The sequence below is a fragment of the Marivirga sp. genome (assembly GCF_051117495.1).
In the GTDB taxonomy this organism is placed as follows: Bacteria; Bacteroidota; Bacteroidia; order Cytophagales; family Cyclobacteriaceae; genus Marivirga.
In genome coordinates, this window is record NZ_JBNPEF010000029.1 from 83,914 (window position 1) to 103,670 (window position 19,757).

Genomic DNA, 19,757 nt, shown 5'->3' on the forward strand with positions numbered 1-19,757 from the left:
GGGCAACTATGTTTTTTTTGAAACCTGTCAGGTTTAAGTTAAAATGAAAATATGACCAACCAGGGATATCCTTATTAGTTATTATAATACTGATTTTAAACTCCGTCTTAATTTCACTAAATTTAGAAGATTAACAAAATCAATTTATCAATATAACTGTTTTTAGCTATAATAAACTAAAGAATCATGGCCATTAAAAGACCTTTTAATTTGACAAAATGGGTGGAGGAAAACAGAGATTTGCTGAAACCACCAGTAGGAAACAAAAATTTATATAAAGAAGCTGGAGACTATATTGTGATGATTGTGGCTGGGCCTAATGCCCGTAAAGATTATCATTATAATGAAACGGAGGAGCTTTTTTATCAATTGGAAGGGAATATTTCTGTAAAAGTTCAGGAAGATGGAAAGGCAGTTACCATGGATTTAGGCCCTGGAGATATGTTTTTATGCCCGGCTAAAACTCCTCACAGTCCAATCCGGAAAGAAGGATCTATTGGTTTAGTGGTGGAAAGAATTAGAAAAGGCACTGATATGAAGGACGGTTTGTTATGGTATTGCGATAATTGCAATCATAAATTGCATGAGACCTATTTCCCTTTAGTTGATATTGAGAAAGATTTTTTACCTCGTTTTAAGGAGTTTTATGCTTCAGAGGAAAAGCGTACTTGTGATAATTGTGGCCATGTAATGGAAACAGACCCCAGATTTGTATAAATTAATCCCATTAGGCATTTAATTGAAAGGAATTTGTCTAGGATTTATATTGAGTAGCCAACTACTAAAATTTATATTATTAATTATTAGATTCTGCATAGATGGAAAAAGTAGCTGACATAGCAACAAAGAGGCCCTTAAAAGTTGATATTCATACGCATATTTTGCCTAAAAACTGGCCTGATTTGCGTGAACGATATGGTTACGGTGGCTTCATCCGTTTGGAGCATCACAAACCTTGCTGTGCCCGCATGATGATGGATGATAAGTTTTTCAGGGAAGTAGAAGACAATTGCTGGGACCCCAAAACCCGAATGCATGAATTTGACCACCATAATGTGGATGTTCAGGTATTATCCACCGTTCCTGTGATGTTTAGCTATTGGGCTAAAGCTGAAGATGCTCTTGATTTATCTATGATGCTAAATGATCACATTGCCGGCATAGTCGATAAATATCCAGATAGATTTATTGGATTAGGAACACTTCCAATGCAAGCTCCTGATTTGGCCGTCAAAGAATTAGAAAGATGTGTGAAAGAACTGGGATTAGCGGGTGTTCAAATTGGCACCCATATTAATGATTGGAATTTGGAAGCTCCGGAAGTATATGCAGTTTTTGAAGCAGCCCAAGATTTAGGTGCATCCATTTTTGTGCACCCATGGGATATGATGGGAAAAGACCAAATGCCAAAATATTGGTTACCTTGGCTAGTCGGAATGCCTGCCGAAACTTCCAGGGCAATTTGCTCTATGATTTTTGGAGGTGTTTTTGAAAGATTACCAGATTTAAAAGTGGCCTTTGCGCATGGAGGTGGTTCCTTTCCGGCAACTATTGGGAGAATTGGCCATGGTTTTGATGTCCGTCCTGATTTATGTGCCATTGATAACCCGCATCACCCTTCAAAATATCTAAAAAAGTTTTATGTTGATTCATTAGTGCATGATAAATCCACTTTAGAATATTTAATAAAAACCATGGGCGAAGATTTTATTGCTTTAGGGACGGATTATCCATTTCCTTTAGGAGAATTAGCACCTGGAAAAATAATTGAGGAAAGTGGTTTTTCCAGTGAATTAAAGTCCAAGCTTTTAGGGCAAAATGCTTTAAAATGGTTGGGCTTACATCAAGAAAAATATGCAGGGCATTGAACAAGAATTTTTTATTGATACTAAAATAGGGAAACTCTTAATTGGCGTTTCTCAAAATAAAATTGCCAAGATTTCATTTAATCAGCCTGGATTTAGCTTAAAAGGGATAAAACCAAAAGTGGTCAATAATTTAGAAAATCAACTTTTAGAGTATTTCAACGGGCACAGAAAAACATTTCAAATAGAATATAATTTAATTGGAACGGACTTTCAAAAGGAGGTTTGGCAAAAATTGCTGGATATCCCCTACGGAAAAACGATAAGCTATGGTAAATTAGCAGCTCAAATGGGAGATGTTAAAAAAATTAGGGCGGTGGCTAATGCGGTTGGTAGAAATCCTGTTCCGATTGTAATACCTTGCCATCGGGTTGTGGGAATGCACGGTAATTTAACAGGCTACATAGGCGGATTAGCAAACAAAAAATATTTAATAGAATTAGAATCAAATAGGCAATTAGGCTTGTTTTAAAGATTTACTAGAAGATCCCTCTCCTGGTTTGGTCTTTTCACTAAAACTTTCAGAGAGATAATAAAAATTTTGAATAAATTATTAAATAGAAACAACAATACATTAAACTACAGAATGGCGGAAAATTACCAGAATACTCTTGAATATGCACAGCAAATGGATCAAGCGGATCCTTTGAAAAAATATAGAAATGAATTTCATATCCCGGTTATTGATGGCCAGCAAGTAATTTATTACACTGGAAATTCATTGGGGCTACAACCTAAAAGAACCCGATCATTTATAGAAAAAGAAATGAAAGATTGGGAGCTATTTGGAGTGGAAGGTCATTTCAATAAGCAAAAAGAAAATATCTGGTATAAATACCATGAGTACGGTAAAGAAGCAATAGGAGAAATCGTGGGTGCTAAACCCATAGAAGTGGTGCCGATGAATAATTTGACGGTCAATCTCCACCTCCTTTTAGTCTCTTTTTACAGACCTACAGCTAAAAAATTTAAAATTATAGTAGAAAAAGGGGCATTCCCTTCCGATCAATATGTATTTGAATCACAACTTAATTTTCATGCCAATCATGGCGGACAAAAATTATTTGATCCGGAAGAAGCTTTGGTGGAAATAGCCCCAAGAGCAGGTGAAGATACTTTAAGGACAGAAGATATAATCAGCACAATTGAAGAGCATCAAGAGGAACTTTGTTTAGTGATGATGGGTGGTTTGCAGTATTATACGGGTCAATTTTTTGATTTAGAAACCATTACTAAAGCCGCACATAAAGTGGGTGCTTATGCTGGTTTTGATTTAGCACATGCTGCAGGAAATATTGAATTGAAATTACATGATTGGGATGTGGATTTTGCTACATGGTGTACTTATAAATATCTGAACTCAGGACCTGGGAATGTCTCTGGAATATATGTTCACGAAAGATTTGCCAAAGATAAAAACCTACCTCGTTTTGCGGGTTGGTGGGGACATGATGAGGCGGAACGCTTTAAAATGAAAAAAGGATTTGTCCCTATGGAAGGGGCTGATGGTTGGCAATTGAGCAATACCAATGTACTAGGACATGCAGCACATTATGCCTCTTTGGAAATATTTAAAGAAGTAGGCATGAAAGCCCTAAGGGAAAAAAGTATTTTATTAACTGGTTATCTTGAGTTTTTAATCAATGAATTCAACAAGGAAAATAAAATATTTGAAATTTTAACTCCAAAAGAACCAGAAAACAGAGGATGTCAACTTTCACTCTACTTATTAAAATATGGCAAGCCGCTTTTTGATGAATTGATGAAAAGAGGTGTATTGGGTGATTGGAGAGAGCCTGATGTAATCAGATTGGCTCCTGTTCCTTTATATAACACTTTTGAGGAACAATATCGATTTATTGAAAAATTAAAAGAAGCAGTTGAAGCAGTAAAATAATTGATTTTGAAAAAAGAGATTAAACATATCGGAGTCTTGGGTGCCGGCTTAGTCGGTGCTCTTTTAAGTATCTATTTGCGAAAAAGAGGCTATAAAGTTAGCCTTTACGAAAAGCGTGACGATATGCGAAAATCCTCTTCTGATTCAGGGCGCTCTATTAATTTGGCTTTAAGCCGAAGAGGGATTAAGGCTTTGGAAGACATCGGAGTAATAGAGGAAGTGAATAAAATCATGCTCCCCATGGAAGGTAGAATGATGCACAGCCAAGATGGAGAACTTACTTTTCAGCCTTACGGAAAGGAAGGACAGCATATCAATTCAATTTCCAGAGGAAATCTCAATAAAATACTTTTAGAAAAAGCAGAAGCTGAAGGGGTAGAGATATTTTTTGAACACACTTGCAAATCAGTAGATTTAGCAGGAACCAGTGTTACTTTCGAAGTGGGCGCTTCTGAAAAAACCATGCAATTTGACCTTCTTTTTGGTTCGGATGGTGCTTTTTCCAGAGTAAGGCAGGCGATGGAAAAAACCGACCGCTTTAATTATGAGCAATATTATATTCCACATGGTTATAAGGAATTAACCATCCCGGCAACTGAGGATGGTGATTTTGCTATTGCACCCAATGCACTGCATATTTGGCCCAGAGGACAATACATGTTGATTGCATTGCCTAATTTGGATAAAAGTTTTACTTGTACTTTATTTTTCCCATTTGAGGGTCAACCTTCATTTGAAAGTTTGCAAACTCCTCAGCAAGTATTGAATTTCTTCAAAAATACATTCCCGGATAGCTTAGCTCACTTGAAAAATATTCAAGAAGAGTATTTCCAAAACCCCACTTCCTCATTGGTTACAGTAAAATGTGAGCCTTGGGTTAAAAATAATTGTGTGCTTATTGGAGATGCAGCCCATGCCATCGTACCCTTTTATGGCCAAGGAATGAATGCGGGTTTCGAAGATTGTTATGAGCTCAATTTATTATTAAACAAATATTCAGACGATTGGGAAAGTACATTAACTGAATACCAAGAATTACGAAAAAAAGATGGAGATGCCATTGCGGATTTAGCTTTACACAACTTTGTTGAAATGCGTGATTTGGTGGCAGATGAAAAATTTCTTGTACAAAAGAAAATTGAAGCTAAACTTCATGAAAAATTCCCTAAAAAATGGATTCCACTCTATTCTATGGTAACCTTTAGTGATTTAAGGTATTCTGAAGCTTATGAAATTGGCCAAAGACAACAAGCCATTATGGATGAAGTGATGCAAAAACCTGATATTTTAGAAAATTGGGAAAGTATTGATTTAGAGGGGATTGTAAATAAATTAAACAGCTAGGTCCCCATTCGCCTAAACATATTTTATTAATTACGTTTCTATAATTGAACTAAAATTTTATAGAAATGGCATATACCGTAAAGATCACCGATGTGTTATCCTTAACACATAATGTGAAACAGATTACAACCGAGAAACCTAAAGATTATAAGTTCACACCAGGGCAGGCCACCGAAGTAGCCATTAACAAAAAAGATTGGAAAGAAGAAAAAAGACCTTTTACATTTACATCACTACCAGATGATCAGCATTTAGAATTTGTAATTAAAACCTATCACGACCATGAGGGAGTTACTCATGAAATTGACAGCTTAGAAGAAGGAGACGAACTGATTATTGATGATGCTTGGGGCGCAATTGAATTTAAAGGAACCGGAACATTTATTGCAGGTGGAGCGGGGATAACGCCTTTTATAGCAATTTTTAAAGATTTGGAAAAGAAAAATAAGATTGGTGATAATAAATTGATTTTTTCCAATAAAACAGGTGATGATGTAATTCTGGAATCTTATTTTAATGATGTTTTAGGAGAGAATTTCATTTCCACTCTGACTCACCAAAATATTGAAGGCCATGAAAACAAAATGGTTGATATGGACTTCTTAAAGAAACATTTAGAAAATTTTACCCAACATTTTTATGTGTGTGGCCCTGACGCTATGGTAAAAGACGTGAGCAAGCATCTAGAAATGTTAGGTGCAAACCCTGATGCAATAACTTTTGAAAAATAAATTAATACTAATTTTAGAAGCATCAATTAAGGCTGTGCGGATTTTGTATTTAAATGGTCGGTGTGCCACCAACCATGGTATCCATCCCCGGTCGATGGCACACCGACTGGAATCTTGGATTTAAGAAAAATAAAACTTTGCAGGGTATTTGATTAAAATTGAAAAGAAACAAAGAAAATATAAATATAAAATTATGAACATATTAGTAAGTGGTGCAGACGGTAATTTGGGAAGTGCAGTTGTAGATAAATTAAAATCAGAAGGAAATAAAATTTTCGGCCTTTTTGGTTTTGAAGAAAACATCAAAAATCCAACAGATAATTTTCAGAAAGTTTCCATAGACTTAATGGATGCAAAAGTATCAGCAGAAGCTGTTCAACAAGCAAATCAAACTTTTGGAGAAATTAATGGAGCAGTCTTAACTGTAGGCGGATATGCAGGAGGAAGCATTCAAGATGTTTCAATTGAGGATATTCACAAACAAATTAAACTGAATTTTGATACAGCCTATAATTTGGTAAAACCCCTAATGGAAAAAATGCCTAAGGGAAGTCAAATATTCTTAATTGGTGCAAAACCCGTGCTTTCTGCAAATGATTTAAAAAACGTGGTTTCTTATGGTTTAGCCAAACAATTGATTTTTAGCCTGGCAGACATTATCAACGCAGATTTTTCTAAACACCACATCAATGCCCATGTGATTGTACCAAGCATCATTGATACTCCACCAAACAGGGAAGCTATGCCGGATATGAATTTTGAAGATTGGGTAAAACCAGAGCAAATAGCATCAACAATTTCATATTATTTGAAACATCCGGAATTGAAAGCAGGAATAATAAAAGCTTATGGCAATATGGTTTAACCTTTAATTAATTTTTTCCTTTTAAAAACCTGTCTGAATTAAATTTTCTCACGACAGGTTTTTTTTGGTAAGCTCTTCATATAAACACGACTATTTTACCGTAACAAAATTTTTTGTCCTTTAAAAATCTTAACCAATCCATTATTTCATTCAGTTCGTAGATTTCTCATGTAGGTTCAAATGCGACTAGTCAAAACAATTCGAACCATATTATGTTGAACATATAATTTTAAAAAGTTAAACAAAAAAGAATTTACTATGAGAAACCTATTAAAAATTCCTAAACTTTTATCACTGATGTTGCTGTTCTTATCAGCTACATTTATTGCATGTGATAATGAAGAAGATGATATGCAACCTGATGAAATGGATGATACCGTTGAGTTGTCAGGAGAGTCTAAAGTATATAATTTAAATGCGCTTAATGAATCAGGAGTAAGTGGTACTGCAACACTTGAAGAGACTGAGGAAGGATCTACACTGTTGACACTTGAATTATCTGGTACACCTGCTGGTGGTGAACATCCAGCCCATATTCATTTTAATTCTGCAGCTATTGGTGGTGGTATTGCGATTTCTTTAGAGCCTGTAGATGGTGACACAGGATTAAGTGAAACATTAATAGAGGTTGATGATGATGGAGCTCCAATAACTTTTACGGAACTGTTGGATTTTGATGGTTATATTAATATTCATTTAAGCGCTGATGAATTAGAAACTGTTGTAGCCCAAGGTGATATTGGATCCAATGAACTGACAGGTGAATCCAAAACCTATAATTTAGGCGAAAGAGCAGTAGAAGGCATCTTAGGAACTATTACTTTTGAAGAAAGAATTAATGGATTCGCTTTGGCCACTATTTCATTGGACGGAACTCCTGAAGAAGGCGAACATCCTGCACATATCCACGAAAATTCAGCCGCTATCGGAGGTGGAATTATTTACAGTTTTAATCTTATAAACGGATCAACAGGGATTAGCATGACAGACACCAGAGATGATGGGGACGGAAATACTTTCACCTATAGTGAAATACTAGAGGTAGATGGTTATGTAAATGTTCACTTAAGTGCTGATGATTTAGGAACTATTGTTGCGCAAGGTGACATAGGTGTAAATGAGTTAACTGGTGAATCCAAAACCTATGATTTAGGTGAAAGAGCTGTAGAAGGCATCTCAGGAACCATTACTTTTGAAGAAAGAATTAACGGATTCGCTTTGGCCACTATTTCATTAGACGGAACTCCTGAAGGAGGCGAACATCCTGCACATATCCACGAAAATTCAGCCGCTATCGGAGGTGGAATTATTTACAGTTTTAATCCCATAAACGGATCAACAGGGATTAGCATGACAGATACCAGAGATGATGGGGACGGAAATACTTTCACCTACAGTGAAGTACTAGAGGTAGATGGTTATGTAAATGTTCACTTAAGTGCTGATGATTTAGGAACTATTGTTGCGCAAGGTGACATAGGTGTAAATGAATTAACTGGTGAATCTATCACTTATCCATTAGCAGAAAGAGCGGTAGAAGGCATCTCAGGATCCATTACTTTTGAAGAAAGAGTTAACGGATTCGCTTTGGCCACTATTTCATTGGATGGAACTCCAGATGGAGGTGAACATCCTGCACATATCCACGAAAATTCAGCTTCAGAGGGTGGAGGAATTATCTATACCTTTAATTCAGTTAATGGAACAACAGGCATAAGCATGACAGACACTAGAGATGATGGTGATGGAAATACTTTCACCTACAGCGAAGTACTAGAGGTAAATGGTTATGTAAATGTTCACTTAAGTGCTGATGATTTAGGAACTATTGTTGCGCAAGGTGACATAGGTGCAAATTTCACTGAATAAAATAACATTAATAAAAGTGGCTATATTTCTTTAGCCACTTTTATTAATATAAAGCTGTTTGAATATTGATTGAATTACTTAGTAAGTAAATTTCTCAATCCTAAAAGAGCGATGATACTGCCCGCTACCAGTGAAGTATAATACCAAGCTTCACTCATTCTGTAGGAATCTTCTTCCAACAAATCCCCTACTTTCTCACCTAAAGATGCATTTGGACTATGGTCTATGGCCCAATAAATAATAAATGCTCCAATCGCAATTAAAATAATTCCTTGTAAAAGTCCTTTTTTCATAGCTTAAAAAATTTTGATTTACGCAATTTAATGAATTTTAAGAGAATTAAAATTTACTAATTTTATGCTTCATTTTAAATGATTTAAAATTATTGTATATTTATGTAATCAGACCGCAACCAATTTTTTGAGCTTACGATAAGCCTATTATATATGTCAAAGAAAGTAAAAAACATTCCTTGCGAATTATGCCTAAGTAGGCGTAAATCCATGTTTAATGGGATTCCCAATGATGCTTTATGTGTATTAAGTGAACATAAAAGTACTTTAGCCCATAATAAAGGACAAGTTTTATTCCTTGAGGGTACTCAACCAATGGGCTTGTTTTGCATTAGTGAAGGGAAAGTAAAGATCTTTAAAACAGACGATTCCGGAAGAGAGCAAATTGTTCGTTTAGCCCAAGAAGGTGATTTTTTAGGTTATAGAGCCTTATTATCTGGTGAAAATTACAATTCGTCAGCAACAATTTTAGAAAACGCCAAAGTTTGTTTCATTCCCAAAAGTAGTTTTACCGATCTTATTTCTAAAGATCAAAACTTTCAAAACAAACTAATGCAAGCCGTTTGTCACGATTTAGGAGTTATGGAACAGAAAATGGCGGATATGGCCAATAAAACCGTAAGACAGCGACTGGCTACCACATTGCTAATGCTAAAAAGCTCATACGGGATTGATGGTGACCAGAAAACCGAATTAGACATAGCACTTACTCGTGAAGATTTAGCTAAAATTGTAGGTACTGCTACAGAAACGCTTATTCGTCTCCTATCTGATTTCAAAAAAGATGGATTAATTGATTTGAACGGAAAAAAAATCAGCATATTGGATGAAAGAGGTATTGCCAAAGAAATAGACTTATTTGCCTAAATCCACAATTTCCCTATAATATCTGAACTAATATCACATCATTAGGCTTATGTCTGCTGATTATTGTAATTTTGTGCTATGCAAGAAAAAGCAGTTCATATAGAGAAGGAAGTCATTGAGGTAAACCTGGCCAAAAAAGACATACGAAAAATGTCTATTGAGGCTATAGCGGACGATTTAACCGCTTCGGGTGAAAAAGCTTTTAGGGCCAAACAAATTTATGAATGGCTTTGGATGAAATCCGCTGCCTCTTTTGAAGAGATGACCAATCTCTCCAAAAATTTAAGAGAATGGCTGAATGAAAATTATTGCATCAATAGAATTACTATTGCCTCCAAACAATTAAGCTCAGATAGGACCATCAAGGTGGCTTTCCGATTGCATGATGGAAATGAAGTAGAAGGCGTTTTAATTCCTACTGAAAACAGAATGACAGCTTGTGTCTCCTCTCAAGTAGGTTGCTCACTAAGTTGTAAATTTTGTGCCACAGGTTACCTCAAGAGAATGAGAAATTTGGAAGCTGCTGAAATTTATGACCAAGTGGTGATGATTAAAGAATTAGCAGAGACTCATTACGACATGCCGCTTTCCAATATAGTATATATGGGCATGGGCGAACCACTATTGAATTATAAAAACATGATGGAGTCCATTGAACATATCACTTCTGAAAAAGGATTGCATATGTCCCCCAAAAGAATCACGGTTTCGACTGCTGGTATTTCCAAAATGATTAAAAAATTGGCTGATGATGACGCTAAATTCAATCTTGCGCTTTCCCTACATGCAGCCAATGATGAAAAGCGAAGTACCATCATGTCCATTAATGACAGTAATAATCTTCCCGTTTTAAGAGAAGCTCTGGAATATTATTACAATAAAACCAAAAATAGAGTAACCTTTGAATATTGCGTATTCAATAATTTTAATGATAGCCTTGAAGATGCCAAAGAATTATGGCAATTCACCAAATATGTTCCTGCAAAGGTCAATCTAATTGAATATAATCCGATCGACCAAGCTGATTTCGTCAACACTGATGAAGATAAGCTTGATAAATTTGCAGCTTTCCTTGAAGATAGAGGGGTAATCGTAAATGTAAGAAGAAGCAGAGGTAAAGATATTGATGCGGCATGCGGACAATTGGCGAACAAGCATTAGAATTTAACAGTAAAAAATTTTCATTACACCTTTTCCTTAATTTTTAGCTTACTTTACAACCCATAAATAGCAATATTCCAAAAATTATTGAAAAATAGGGTAAAATTTGATCTACTTTTATTTTCATATCTGTATATTTTCATAAATTTGGTTTTAAACTAAACCGAATTTTATGGATTTATCAGTTTTATCATCATTTAAGGCTAATATTTTGCCCTTATTAGCCACTAACATTGAAAATTCAGCATTATCAACATCTGAAATAAACCTAGAGATATTAACTGTCAATAATCTATGGATGATGCTCTGTATTGCATTGGTTTTCATCATGCATTTAGGATTTGCTTGTGTGGAGGCAGGTTTCACCCAATCAAAGAATACGGTAAATATTCTTTTTAAAAACACATTAACTCCAGCAATAGGTTTAGTCTCCTATACCATTATTGGATTTAACCTTATGTATCCTGAATTTGCAGATGGCCCAGGGTGGTTTGATTTCAATGGTTTTTTCTTAGATGATTTTGCTGGATTGGATTACAATCAGAATTACACCTATTGGACTGATTTCCTATTCCAGGCTATGTTTGCGGCTACTGCCGCCACCATAGTTTCAGGAGCAGTAGCCGAAAGGATTAAAATTTCGGCATATTTCATTTTTACCATCATATTTGTTGGCTTAGTATATCCTGCTATAGGAAGTTGGAAATGGGGAGGCGGTGCATTGGATGCAATGGGCTTTTATGATTTTGCCGGTTCTACATTAGTCCACTCTGTAGGAGGATGGGGCGCTTTGGCTGGCATAATAGTTTTAGGGCCTAGAATTGGTAAATATGTAAATGGAAAAGTAATAGATAAAGAAGGATCAAGTGTTCCCTTAGCCACAATCGGAGTATTCCTCTTATGGTTCGGCTGGTTTGGTTTTAATGGTGGCTCCGTGCTTTCTGCAGAGCCAAAAGCTACTTCATTAGTTATCATGAATACATCTCTGGCCGCGGCCGCAGGTGCTTTAGGGGGCTTTGTAATGGGATACTTTACCTTCAAAAGATTAGATTTAGGAATGGTTCTGAACGGTACACTTGCTGGTTTGGTAGGAATTACTGCTGGTGCTGATTTAATGACCCCGGGATTATCCCTTTTGATAGGTTTTATAGCCGGGATGCTGGTAGTCCTTTCTGCAATAGGTCTTGATAAATTAAAATTGGATGATGCTGTAGGTGCAGTTTCCGTTCATTTAACTTGCGGTATATTCGGCACCTTGGCTGTTGGTATTTTTGGGGCTAAAGCAGGTTGGGACCAATTTTTAAACCAGCTAATAGGAGTTGGCGTCTGCGGTGCAGCCTCTTTTGGTTGCGCTATTATTTTGTTCTATATTCTCAAGAAAACTATAGGATTACGTGTTTCTAGAGAGCACGAGGAACAAGGCTTAGATAGCCATGAACATGGGATCAGAGGTTATACTATTACTTATGAATAGAATTCATACTAACTTTTCCAAAGTCCTAAACTTTGGAAAAGTTTTATTTTGCACCCAACAATTGTACACATAATTGATTAGGCCCAAGATAGAACTCAATAAAAACTGAGTCAACAGCTATATTTTGCTCTTTTGCAAATAACTTCAAATCTTGCAACATGTCGTCTGGTGTTGGCATGGCCAAAACATTAGCTTCAATATATCCCTTTACAGAGGTAGATCTTTTAAAGGTTTTAATTTCCCAACCCTCAGGCATTTCGAAATTAGGCTCACCCCCTACTTCCACTCCAATAAAATTATGGACTGCTCCCGTTTTAGTATCTGCTTCTCCAAAATAAGCAATTGTAATTGATGTGGCATTGGCTTCAGATTCTACCAAATCTTTAGACTGCATGAAAAGTGCTTGTAAACTATCGCTACCTACTTTACCTTTATATTCTGTTCCAGCAATATGAATAAGAAAATCATTTTCTATGGATTTTTCCACTTCTTTAAATCCACCCAGAACTGCATAAATAACTACAGATATGATTAATAATGGAATGATAATATAGAGCGCTTTTTTCATTATTTTAAAATTCTAATTCAACAACTAATCTAATATAATAATTAATGAAGTTGGCAATCAATAACTCAATCAGTTAAAATTGATCACAAAAAAAGCATACACAGGATAGTATATGCTTATTGAAAAATAAATTGAAGGATTTAATTTTATAGACCAAAAGCTTCTTTTACTTTATCTACATAATCCAATTTTTCCCAAGTGAAAAGTTCAACATCCTTTGAGTATGTTTCCCCATTACTGGCAACAAAATTCTTCTTAATGATTTGAGGGTCCCTTCCCATGTGACCATAAGCAGCAGATTCGCTATACATTGGATTCCTTAATTTCAATCTAGTTTCGATTGCATAAGGTCGCATATCAAAAATTTCAGAAACTTTTTTTGCAATTTCTCCATCGGTCATTTCTACATTGGCACTTCCGTAAGTACTAACATAAATTCCCATAGGTTCTACCACACCAATTGCATATGATACTTGAACAAGAATTTCATCCGCCACCCCAGCAGCAACTAGATTCTTAGCTATATGACGAGTGGCATAAGCTGCAGATCTATCCACTTTTGATGGATCTTTTCCCGAGAAAGCTCCTCCTCCGTGTGCCCCTTTTCCACCGTAAGTATCTACAATGATTTTTCTGCCGGTTAAGCCAGCATCCCCATGAGGTCCGCCAATTACAAACTTTCCTGTAGGATTAATATGATATTTAATATTATCACTGAATAATTTCTGCAATTCAGGCTTCAATTGAGCCTTAACCCTTGGAATCAAAATATTGATGATGTCGCTTTTGATTTTTGACAACATTACATCATCACTATTATCAAAATTATCATGTTGAGTAGAAACTACTATTGCATCTATACGCTGCGGAACATTATCATCAGAATATTCTATTGTTACTTGAGATTTAGAATCAGGCCTTAAGTATTGAATATCATCGTTTTCCCGTCTTAATTTAGCCAACTCCATTAAAATCTTATGAGAAAGGTCTAAAGCTAGTGGCATATAATTCTCGGTTTCCTTAGTGGCATATCCAAACATCATACCTTGGTCACCGGCTCCTTGTTCTTCAGGATTACCTCTATCAACGCCTTGGTTAATATCTTGAGACTGCTCATGAATGGTAGAAATCACACCACATGAATTGCCATCGAACATATATTCACCTTTGGTGTAACCGATCCTATTAATAACATCACGGGCCACTTGTTGAACATCTACATAGGAATTACTGCGAACTTCACCACTTAAAACCGTTAACCCGGTAGTAACCAAAGTTTCACAAGCTACTTTTGACTGCGGATCAAATGCCATAAAATTGTCTAAAAGCGCGTCTGATATTTGATCGGCCACTTTATCGGGATGTCCTTCCGAAACCGATTCTGAGGTAAATAAATAAGGCATAATGTTTTAATTTTTGAAGTGGCAAATTTAATAGACTATTTATAATTATTTTAATTAATTACTGATTTATGTCAGACAAATGTCAATTGTTTCCAAATAAAAAAATGCAAGGCACTTTATGTAATTCTGGTTTACTCTTTTTCCAGTTCTGAATTGTATCCGTTTTAATCATCTCTCCCTCTCCATTAATGTCTTTTGCAATACACATTTTCAAATGAGGGTCACAAATTCTTAAAATATCTTCCACTAACTGATTGTTGCGATAGGGCGTTTCCATAAAAATTTGAGTCTGGGATGTTTTAAAAACCGCTTGCTCTAAATTTCTTATGGCTATATTCTTTTCCTTTTTATCGATAGGTAAATAACCAGAAAATGCAAAAGACTGTCCACTAAAACCAGACGCCATTAATGCCAAAAATATGGATGACGGCCCTACCCAAGGCTCTACTCTTATATTATTTCCATGTGCATAAGCAACCGCCCTCGCACCAGGGTCTGCAATCCCTGGACAACCTGCCTCAGACATGACCCCTATTGATTTCCCTTTGAAAATTGGGCTCATTAAACTCTCAATTTGATCATCTCCTGTTTTTTTGCTCAATTCATGAAAAGTGATTTCAGGAATTGGCTTTGAAATATTCATTGTACTAAGGCATCTTCTGGCGGTGCGAATATTTTCCACCAAATAATAATCTAAACTATTACACAAATTTATTAGGTCAGGAGGCAAAGATTTTGACTCGGAATTCGGTGCAATAACGGTTGGAATTAAATATAAGACTCCTTTTTCCATAAGATTCTAAATCATTAAAGCACTAAAAATGTATTTTACATCCATTTTTTATACTTGAAAATAGCTAAGGTTACAACAGCCATTCCAATTATTAAAGACCAAAAATAGACATAACCATATTCCCAACCGAACTCAGGTACATTTTCAAAATTGATTCCATAAACGCCCGCAATAAAGGTTAAAGGAATAAAAATCACGGAGAAGATCGTCAAGGTCTTCATTACCTGATTCAGTTTATTACTAATTACAGATTGATATAAATCCCCCAAACTGGAAATAAAATCTCTATAGGTTTCTACTGAATCAATGGCTTGAATGGTGTGGTCATAAACATCTCGAATATAAATACGAGTATGTTTGCGAATTAATTTAATTTCATCACGTTCCAATTTGCTAATCACTTCTCTTAGAGGCCAAACTGATCTACGAATATGTATTAATTCACGCTTTAAAGTATAAAGCAAATCAAAATCTCTTTTTTGACCCTGAAACATAATTCGTTCTTCAATCTCTTCTAATATGTCACCGAATTTCTCTAATACTATGAAATAATGATCAACTATTGTATCAATTAAAGCATAAAGTAAATAATCTGACCCTTCCCTACGTATTCTACCTTTTCCTGCCCTTAACCTATTTCTTACTGCTTCAAATGTATCTCCTTTTCTTTCCTGAAAAGTAATGAGTAAGTTTTTGGTCAATACAAAGCTGATCTGTTCGTCTGTAGTTTTCTTTTTCTTCTCATCGAATTGCAACATTTTCAAGGCTACGAAGAGATATTTTTCAGTATCATCAATCTGGGGTCGTTGCCCCACGGATAAAATATCTTCCATTGTTAATGGATGTATTTCATAGGCATCGCATATTGCTTTTACCTTATCCGTATGATGGATTCCTTCAATATTAACCCAATGAAAATTTCCATCATCGGGTAAATCAATCACCTCTTCCAAAGAAATATTTAATTTTTCTTCAAGGTGATTTTCACTGTAAACAAAAAGGTCAACATTAAAAGGAGTGTCTTTCCTGAAACCCGTATAAATAGCGCTCCCGGGTGGGAGACCTGCAGTTTTGGAACTTTCCCCAAACATGCCACGAATTCCGGAATATAAATTAAGCGGCTCCTCAACAAGAAGCCGCTTAGGTAAATTGATTATTTTCTTTGCTAACTTATCCATTCATGGAAATCAAAAACTCATTATTGTCAACGGTACCTTTCATTTTAGTCAATAAAAGTTCCATTGCTTCTCCTGAGTTCATGTCTGCCATGAATTTACGTAATATCCAAACTCTTTGCAATTCTTCTTTACTCATTAGTAGGTCTTCTCTTCGAGTTCCAGATGCAGGGACATCGATTGCAGGGAAAATTCGCTTATTGGCTAATTTTCTATCCAACACTAATTCCATATTACCTGTACCTTTAAATTCCTCGAAAATAACTTCGTCCATTTTAGAACCAGTTTCAATTAAAGCGGTAGCTAAAATGGTTAATGAACCCCCATTTTCTAAATTACGTGCCGCTCCAAAGAACCTCTTAGGTTTGTGTAATGCATTTGCATCCACACCACCTGATAAGATTTTTCCTGATGACGGAATAACCGTATTGTAGGCACGAGCTAGTCTTGTGATAGAATCCAAAAGGATTACAACATCATGGCCACATTCTACCATTCTCTTGGCTTTTTCTAAAACCATGCTAGCCACTTTTACATGACGATCGGCTTGTTCATCAAATGTAGAACTAATTACTTCTGCCTTTACAGAACGGGCCATGTCCGTAACCTCTTCAGGACGTTCATCTATTAACAATATTAATAAATAAGCTTCGGGATGATTTTCAGCCATGGCATTTGCCACTTCTTTCAATAGCTCCGTTTTACCTGTTTTAGGCTGAGCTACAATCATACCCCTTTGACCTTTACCAATAGGTGCGAAAAGATCCAGAATACGGGTAGAATATTTGTTTGGCTTGGTACTTAAGTTAAATTTCTCTTCTGGGAATAGTGGTGTTAGGTATTCAAATGGAACCCTATCCCTGATTTCCTCAGTAGTTTTGCCGTTCACGGAAGAAACTCTTAATAAAGCAAAATATTTTTCGCCTTCTTTTGGCGGTCTGATTTGACCTTTTACTGTATCTCCTGTTTTTAAACCAAATAATTTGATTTGAGATGGAGAAACGTAAATATCATCAGGACTTGCTAAATAATTGTAATCGGAAGAACGCAAGAAGCCGTATCCATCTTGCATCATTTCCAATACTCCTTCATTTTCTATAATACCATCAAAATCTTTGATGTCGGCTTTTTTAGAGCGGTTATCATTTCTTTCCTTTCTCTCGCCTCTTTCAGGCCTGTTTCCTCTGTCATCTTTGTCATTGGATCGCTCTGCTCTTTCAGGTCTTGGACGTTTGTCTTTAGGGGCAGGACGAGGTTTTTGCTCTCTTTTATCCTCACCACCTGCTTCTTGTTTTGCGGGTGCCTCCTCGGTTTTTTGTTGAGGCTTATCCTCCACTTTAGCCTCCTTCTTAGCGGGCTTCGCCTTAGGAGCAGCTTCTTTTTTAGGTGCCGTTGATGATTTAGGAGTTGTTTTTTCTTCTTCCTTTTTAGGTAAATCACTTTCAGGTAAAAGTGCTTGTTGATCCAAAATTTTGTAAATCAATTCTTTCTTCGGCAATTTCTTGTACTGGGCTACTCCCAGTTTCTCTGCTATCTCTTTAAGTTCAGAAAGTAGCTTTAAGTTTAATTCTTCAATGTTATACATAAAGGGATTTTTACTTTTTCAGGATTTGAGACCCTGATATTTCGGTATGATAAATTAGATATTATGTTTTTGGATTTTTTGGGCGAAAAACATGAAATATGTATCGCCTTCTCTTTAAGATAGTACAATGATATACTAAGCATTTTTAATTGTCAAGCATTTTAAGAAATATAAAACAGAAATTGGCATTAAAGGCAGTTTTCTGTTTATAAAACCATTAAAAATAGCTTATTTTGCTAAAAATTTTGGAGAATGTTACAAGTTGCAAATTTACGTGAAGGTAAAGCTCAAGCTGTTAAAGGCTTACTGAAAAGAAACATAGAAAATGCTGAAGCACTGATTGATGGTGTAATTGCATTGGACGATAAAAGAAAAGCGCTTCAGACTGAATTGGATGCTGTGCTTGCAGAATCCAATAAAATCTCCAAAAGCATTGGTGTTTTGATGAAAGAAGGAAAGAAAGACGAGGCAGAAGAAGTGAAAATCAAAACTGCAGAACTGAAGCAAAAAAGTAAAATTTTGCAAGAAGAATCTCAAGAAATTGATAAAGAGTTAACGGAAAGCCTATATCAAATACCTAATATTCCCCATGAAGATGTAAAAAAAGGAAAAGTTGAAGATGATAACGAAATTTTATCCGAACATGGCAAGAAACCCGAATTATATGCAGGAAAAAAAGCCCACTGGGATTTAATTAAAGATTATGACATCATAGATTTCGATTTAGGAATTAAGATTACAGGTGCGGGATTCCCAGTTTACAAAGGGAAAGGGGCAAGAATGCAACGGGCATTATTGAATTTCTTTTTAGATGAAGCCGAAAAACAAGGGTTTAAGGAAATACAGCCACCTATTGTAGTAAATGAAGCCTCTGGGATTGGTACTGGGCAATTACCCGATAAAGAAGGTCAGATGTATCATATAGAGGATACGGATTTATATTTAATCCCTACAGCAGAAGTACCGATTACCAATCTTTTAAGAGATGAAATCATCAATGAAGAAGATTTGCCTATCAAATTAACTGCCTATACACCTTGTTTTAGAAAGGAAGCAGGATCTTGGGGGGCGCATGTGAGAGGATTGAACCGATTACATCAATTTGATAAAGTAGAAATCGTGCAAGTCCAGCATCCTGACAAATCGTATCAAGCTTTGGAAGAAATGAGCAATTATATCCAAAGCTTATTGGCTAAATTGGAATTGCCTTACCGCGTTTTAAGATTGTGCGGTGGTGATTTGGGATTTACGGCAGCTTTGACTTATGATATGGAAGTTTGGTCTGCAGCACAGGAAAAATGGTTGGAAGTGAGCTCTGTTTCAAATTTTGAAACTTATCAATCCAACAGGTTGAAATTGCGCTATAAAGATTCCGATAAGAAAAAGCATTTATTGCATACTTTAAATGGCAGTGCATTAGCATTTCCACGAATCTTAGCTGCAATTTTGGAAAATAACCAAACCGAAAAAGGTATTAGAGTACCTAAGGTATTGCAATCTTATACTGGTTTTGAGTGGATTGACTAGGAGTAATATACTTCTAATAATTACACATGTTTGGATAGGAGAAATGGTTGGTGTGCCACCAACCATGGGGACAGCCACAATGCTATGTTAAGCTATGAAGTCTCATGTTTCACTGCAATTCTAAAAAAATAACCTTGGTTATTTTTCTTTTGTGTTCTCTTGCTTCTTTTGTGGTAGCAATTTACAACTGTTAATAAAATAAGGAAAGGTTACTTTTAACCACAAAAGATACTATGTTAAATTCCTAATTAGTTTTATACTTTTAATCCATTTATTAACTTTGAACTGACCAAAAGAAGGCTTCAGTCGATTCTTTGCACCGGAGTCTATCTAGAGCGGG

General features: G+C 35.8%; 18 protein-coding genes. 12 read left to right on the plus strand and 6 right to left on the minus strand.

Features of this window, described 5'->3' with window-relative positions:
* The first annotated feature begins 186 nt into the window (after window positions 1-186).
* From ACFE0M_RS16125 to ACFE0M_RS16160, 8 genes are all read left to right on the plus strand, one after another.
* Window positions 187-717 (plus strand): 3-hydroxyanthranilate 3,4-dioxygenase, encoded by a 531-nt coding sequence (locus ACFE0M_RS16125; RefSeq protein ID WP_434546818.1) that lies wholly within the window; start codon window positions 187-189, stop codon window positions 715-717.
* Window positions 718-818: 101 nt separating this feature from the next.
* Window positions 819-1,868 (plus strand): amidohydrolase family protein, encoded by a 1,050-nt coding sequence (locus ACFE0M_RS16130; protein WP_434546819.1) that lies wholly within the window; start codon window positions 819-821, stop codon window positions 1,866-1,868.
* Window positions 1,855-2,337, plus strand: a complete 483-nt coding sequence (locus ACFE0M_RS16135; protein ID WP_434546820.1) for a methylated-DNA--[protein]-cysteine S-methyltransferase — start codon at window positions 1,855-1,857, stop codon at window positions 2,335-2,337. The genes ACFE0M_RS16130 and ACFE0M_RS16135 overlap by 14 nt, the downstream gene beginning before the upstream one ends.
* Window positions 2,338-2,451: 114 nt before the next feature.
* Complete coding sequence (kynU, locus tag ACFE0M_RS16140; protein WP_434546835.1) at window positions 2,452-3,762, plus strand: kynureninase; 1,311 nt, start codon at window positions 2,452-2,454, stop codon at window positions 3,760-3,762.
* Window positions 3,763-3,768: 6 nt separating this feature from the next.
* Complete coding sequence (locus tag ACFE0M_RS16145) at window positions 3,769-5,106, plus strand: FAD-dependent oxidoreductase (protein ID WP_434546821.1); 1,338 nt, start codon at window positions 3,769-3,771, stop codon at window positions 5,104-5,106.
* Window positions 5,107-5,171: 65 nt separating this feature from the next.
* Window positions 5,172-5,837, plus strand: coding sequence for an FAD-binding oxidoreductase (locus ACFE0M_RS16150; protein ID WP_434546822.1), 666 nt, complete (start codon window positions 5,172-5,174; stop codon window positions 5,835-5,837).
* A gap of 193 nt (window positions 5,838-6,030) precedes the next feature.
* Entirely contained in the window at window positions 6,031-6,702 is a 672-nt protein-coding gene (locus ACFE0M_RS16155) for an SDR family NAD(P)-dependent oxidoreductase (RefSeq protein WP_434546823.1), read from the plus strand.
* Window positions 6,703-6,960: 258 nt separating this feature from the next.
* Window positions 6,961-8,571, plus strand: a complete 1,611-nt coding sequence (locus ACFE0M_RS16160) for a CHRD domain-containing protein (protein ID WP_434546824.1) — start codon at window positions 6,961-6,963, stop codon at window positions 8,569-8,571.
* Between the two features lie 74 nt (window positions 8,572-8,645).
* On the opposite strand, the gene ACFE0M_RS16165 is transcribed toward ACFE0M_RS16160, so the two are convergent.
* On the minus strand, window positions 8,646-8,864 hold the full coding sequence (locus tag ACFE0M_RS16165; RefSeq protein ID WP_434546825.1) for a hypothetical protein: 219 nt from the start codon (window positions 8,862-8,864) through the stop codon (window positions 8,646-8,648).
* A 153-nt stretch (window positions 8,865-9,017) separates the two neighbouring features.
* On the opposite strand from ACFE0M_RS16165, the gene ACFE0M_RS16170 reads away from it, so the two are divergent.
* From ACFE0M_RS16170 to ACFE0M_RS16180, 3 genes are all read left to right on the plus strand, one after another.
* Window positions 9,018-9,731 (plus strand): Crp/Fnr family transcriptional regulator, encoded by a 714-nt coding sequence (locus ACFE0M_RS16170; protein ID WP_434546826.1) that lies wholly within the window; start codon window positions 9,018-9,020, stop codon window positions 9,729-9,731.
* Between the two features lie 78 nt (window positions 9,732-9,809).
* The gene (gene rlmN / locus ACFE0M_RS16175; RefSeq protein ID WP_434546827.1) at window positions 9,810-10,892 is read left to right on the plus strand and encodes a 23S rRNA (adenine(2503)-C(2))-methyltransferase RlmN; all 1,083 of its coding nucleotides are present in this window, start codon (window positions 9,810-9,812) and stop codon (window positions 10,890-10,892) included.
* A gap of 172 nt (window positions 10,893-11,064) precedes the next feature.
* Window positions 11,065-12,366: an ammonium transporter gene (locus tag ACFE0M_RS16180; protein WP_434546828.1), complete on the plus strand. Its 1,302-nt coding sequence runs from the start codon at window positions 11,065-11,067 to the stop codon at window positions 12,364-12,366.
* Between the two features lie 43 nt (window positions 12,367-12,409).
* Here the strand turns inward: ACFE0M_RS16180 and ACFE0M_RS16185 are convergent, their stop codons facing one another.
* The 5 genes from ACFE0M_RS16185 to rho form a co-directional block, all read right to left on the minus strand.
* Window positions 12,410-12,934 (minus strand): hypothetical protein, encoded by a 525-nt coding sequence (locus tag ACFE0M_RS16185; RefSeq protein ID WP_434546829.1) that lies wholly within the window; start codon window positions 12,932-12,934, stop codon window positions 12,410-12,412.
* Between the two features lie 146 nt (window positions 12,935-13,080).
* Entirely contained in the window at window positions 13,081-14,337 is a 1,257-nt protein-coding gene (gene metK, locus ACFE0M_RS16190; protein WP_434546830.1) for a methionine adenosyltransferase, read from the minus strand.
* Between the two features lie 82 nt (window positions 14,338-14,419).
* Window positions 14,420-15,130 carry an SAM-dependent methyltransferase gene (locus tag ACFE0M_RS16195; protein ID WP_434546831.1) on the minus strand — a complete coding sequence of 237 codons (711 nt, stop codon included), beginning with the start codon at window positions 15,128-15,130 and terminating at the stop codon, window positions 14,420-14,422.
* Between the two features lie 35 nt (window positions 15,131-15,165).
* Window positions 15,166-16,308, minus strand: coding sequence for a magnesium/cobalt transporter CorA (corA, locus tag ACFE0M_RS16200; protein WP_434546832.1), 1,143 nt, complete (start codon window positions 16,306-16,308; stop codon window positions 15,166-15,168).
* A complete protein-coding gene (gene rho / locus ACFE0M_RS16205; RefSeq protein ID WP_434546833.1) occupies window positions 16,301-17,890 on the minus strand; it encodes a transcription termination factor Rho in 1,590 nt (529 codons plus the stop codon). The genes corA and rho overlap by 8 nt, the downstream gene beginning before the upstream one ends.
* A 252-nt stretch (window positions 17,891-18,142) precedes the next feature.
* Here rho and serS point away from each other — a divergent pair, with 252 nt between their 5' ends.
* Window positions 18,143-19,417, plus strand: coding sequence for a serine--tRNA ligase (serS, locus tag ACFE0M_RS16210; protein ID WP_434546834.1), 1,275 nt, complete (start codon window positions 18,143-18,145; stop codon window positions 19,415-19,417).
* Window positions 19,418-19,757 lie beyond the last annotated feature (340 nt).

Excerpts from the sequence above, each read along its gene's own strand:
- kynU (WP_434546835.1), top strand. The coding sequence starts at position 2,452 with ATGGCGGAAAATTACCAGAATACTCTTGAATATGCACAGCAAATGGAT.
- ACFE0M_RS16165 (WP_434546825.1), bottom strand. The coding sequence starts at position 8,864 with ATGAAAAAAGGACTTTTACAAGGAATTATTTTAATTGCGATTGGAGCA.
- ACFE0M_RS16185 (WP_434546829.1), bottom strand. The coding sequence starts at position 12,934 with ATGAAAAAAGCGCTCTATATTATCATTCCATTATTAATCATATCTGTA.
- metK (WP_434546830.1), bottom strand. The coding sequence starts at position 14,337 with ATGCCTTATTTATTTACCTCAGAATCGGTTTCGGAAGGACATCCCGAT.
- rho (WP_434546833.1), bottom strand. The coding sequence starts at position 17,890 with ATGTATAACATTGAAGAATTAAACTTAAAGCTACTTTCTGAACTTAAA.
- ACFE0M_RS16180 (WP_434546828.1), top strand. The coding sequence starts at position 11,065 with ATGGATTTATCAGTTTTATCATCATTTAAGGCTAATATTTTGCCCTTA.
- corA (WP_434546832.1), bottom strand. The coding sequence starts at position 16,308 with ATGGATAAGTTAGCAAAGAAAATAATCAATTTACCTAAGCGGCTTCTT.
- ACFE0M_RS16155 (WP_434546823.1), top strand. The coding sequence starts at position 6,031 with ATGAACATATTAGTAAGTGGTGCAGACGGTAATTTGGGAAGTGCAGTT.
- serS (WP_434546834.1), top strand. The coding sequence starts at position 18,143 with ATGTTACAAGTTGCAAATTTACGTGAAGGTAAAGCTCAAGCTGTTAAA.
- ACFE0M_RS16125 (WP_434546818.1), top strand. The coding sequence starts at position 187 with ATGGCCATTAAAAGACCTTTTAATTTGACAAAATGGGTGGAGGAAAAC.
- ACFE0M_RS16160 (WP_434546824.1), top strand. The coding sequence starts at position 6,961 with ATGAGAAACCTATTAAAAATTCCTAAACTTTTATCACTGATGTTGCTG.
- ACFE0M_RS16150 (WP_434546822.1), top strand. The coding sequence starts at position 5,172 with ATGGCATATACCGTAAAGATCACCGATGTGTTATCCTTAACACATAAT.
- ACFE0M_RS16195 (WP_434546831.1), bottom strand. The coding sequence starts at position 15,130 with ATGGAAAAAGGAGTCTTATATTTAATTCCAACCGTTATTGCACCGAAT.
- ACFE0M_RS16130 (WP_434546819.1), top strand. The coding sequence starts at position 819 with ATGGAAAAAGTAGCTGACATAGCAACAAAGAGGCCCTTAAAAGTTGAT.
- ACFE0M_RS16135 (WP_434546820.1), top strand. The coding sequence starts at position 1,855 with ATGCAGGGCATTGAACAAGAATTTTTTATTGATACTAAAATAGGGAAA.
- ACFE0M_RS16170 (WP_434546826.1), top strand. The coding sequence starts at position 9,018 with ATGTCAAAGAAAGTAAAAAACATTCCTTGCGAATTATGCCTAAGTAGG.
- rlmN (WP_434546827.1), top strand. The coding sequence starts at position 9,810 with ATGCAAGAAAAAGCAGTTCATATAGAGAAGGAAGTCATTGAGGTAAAC.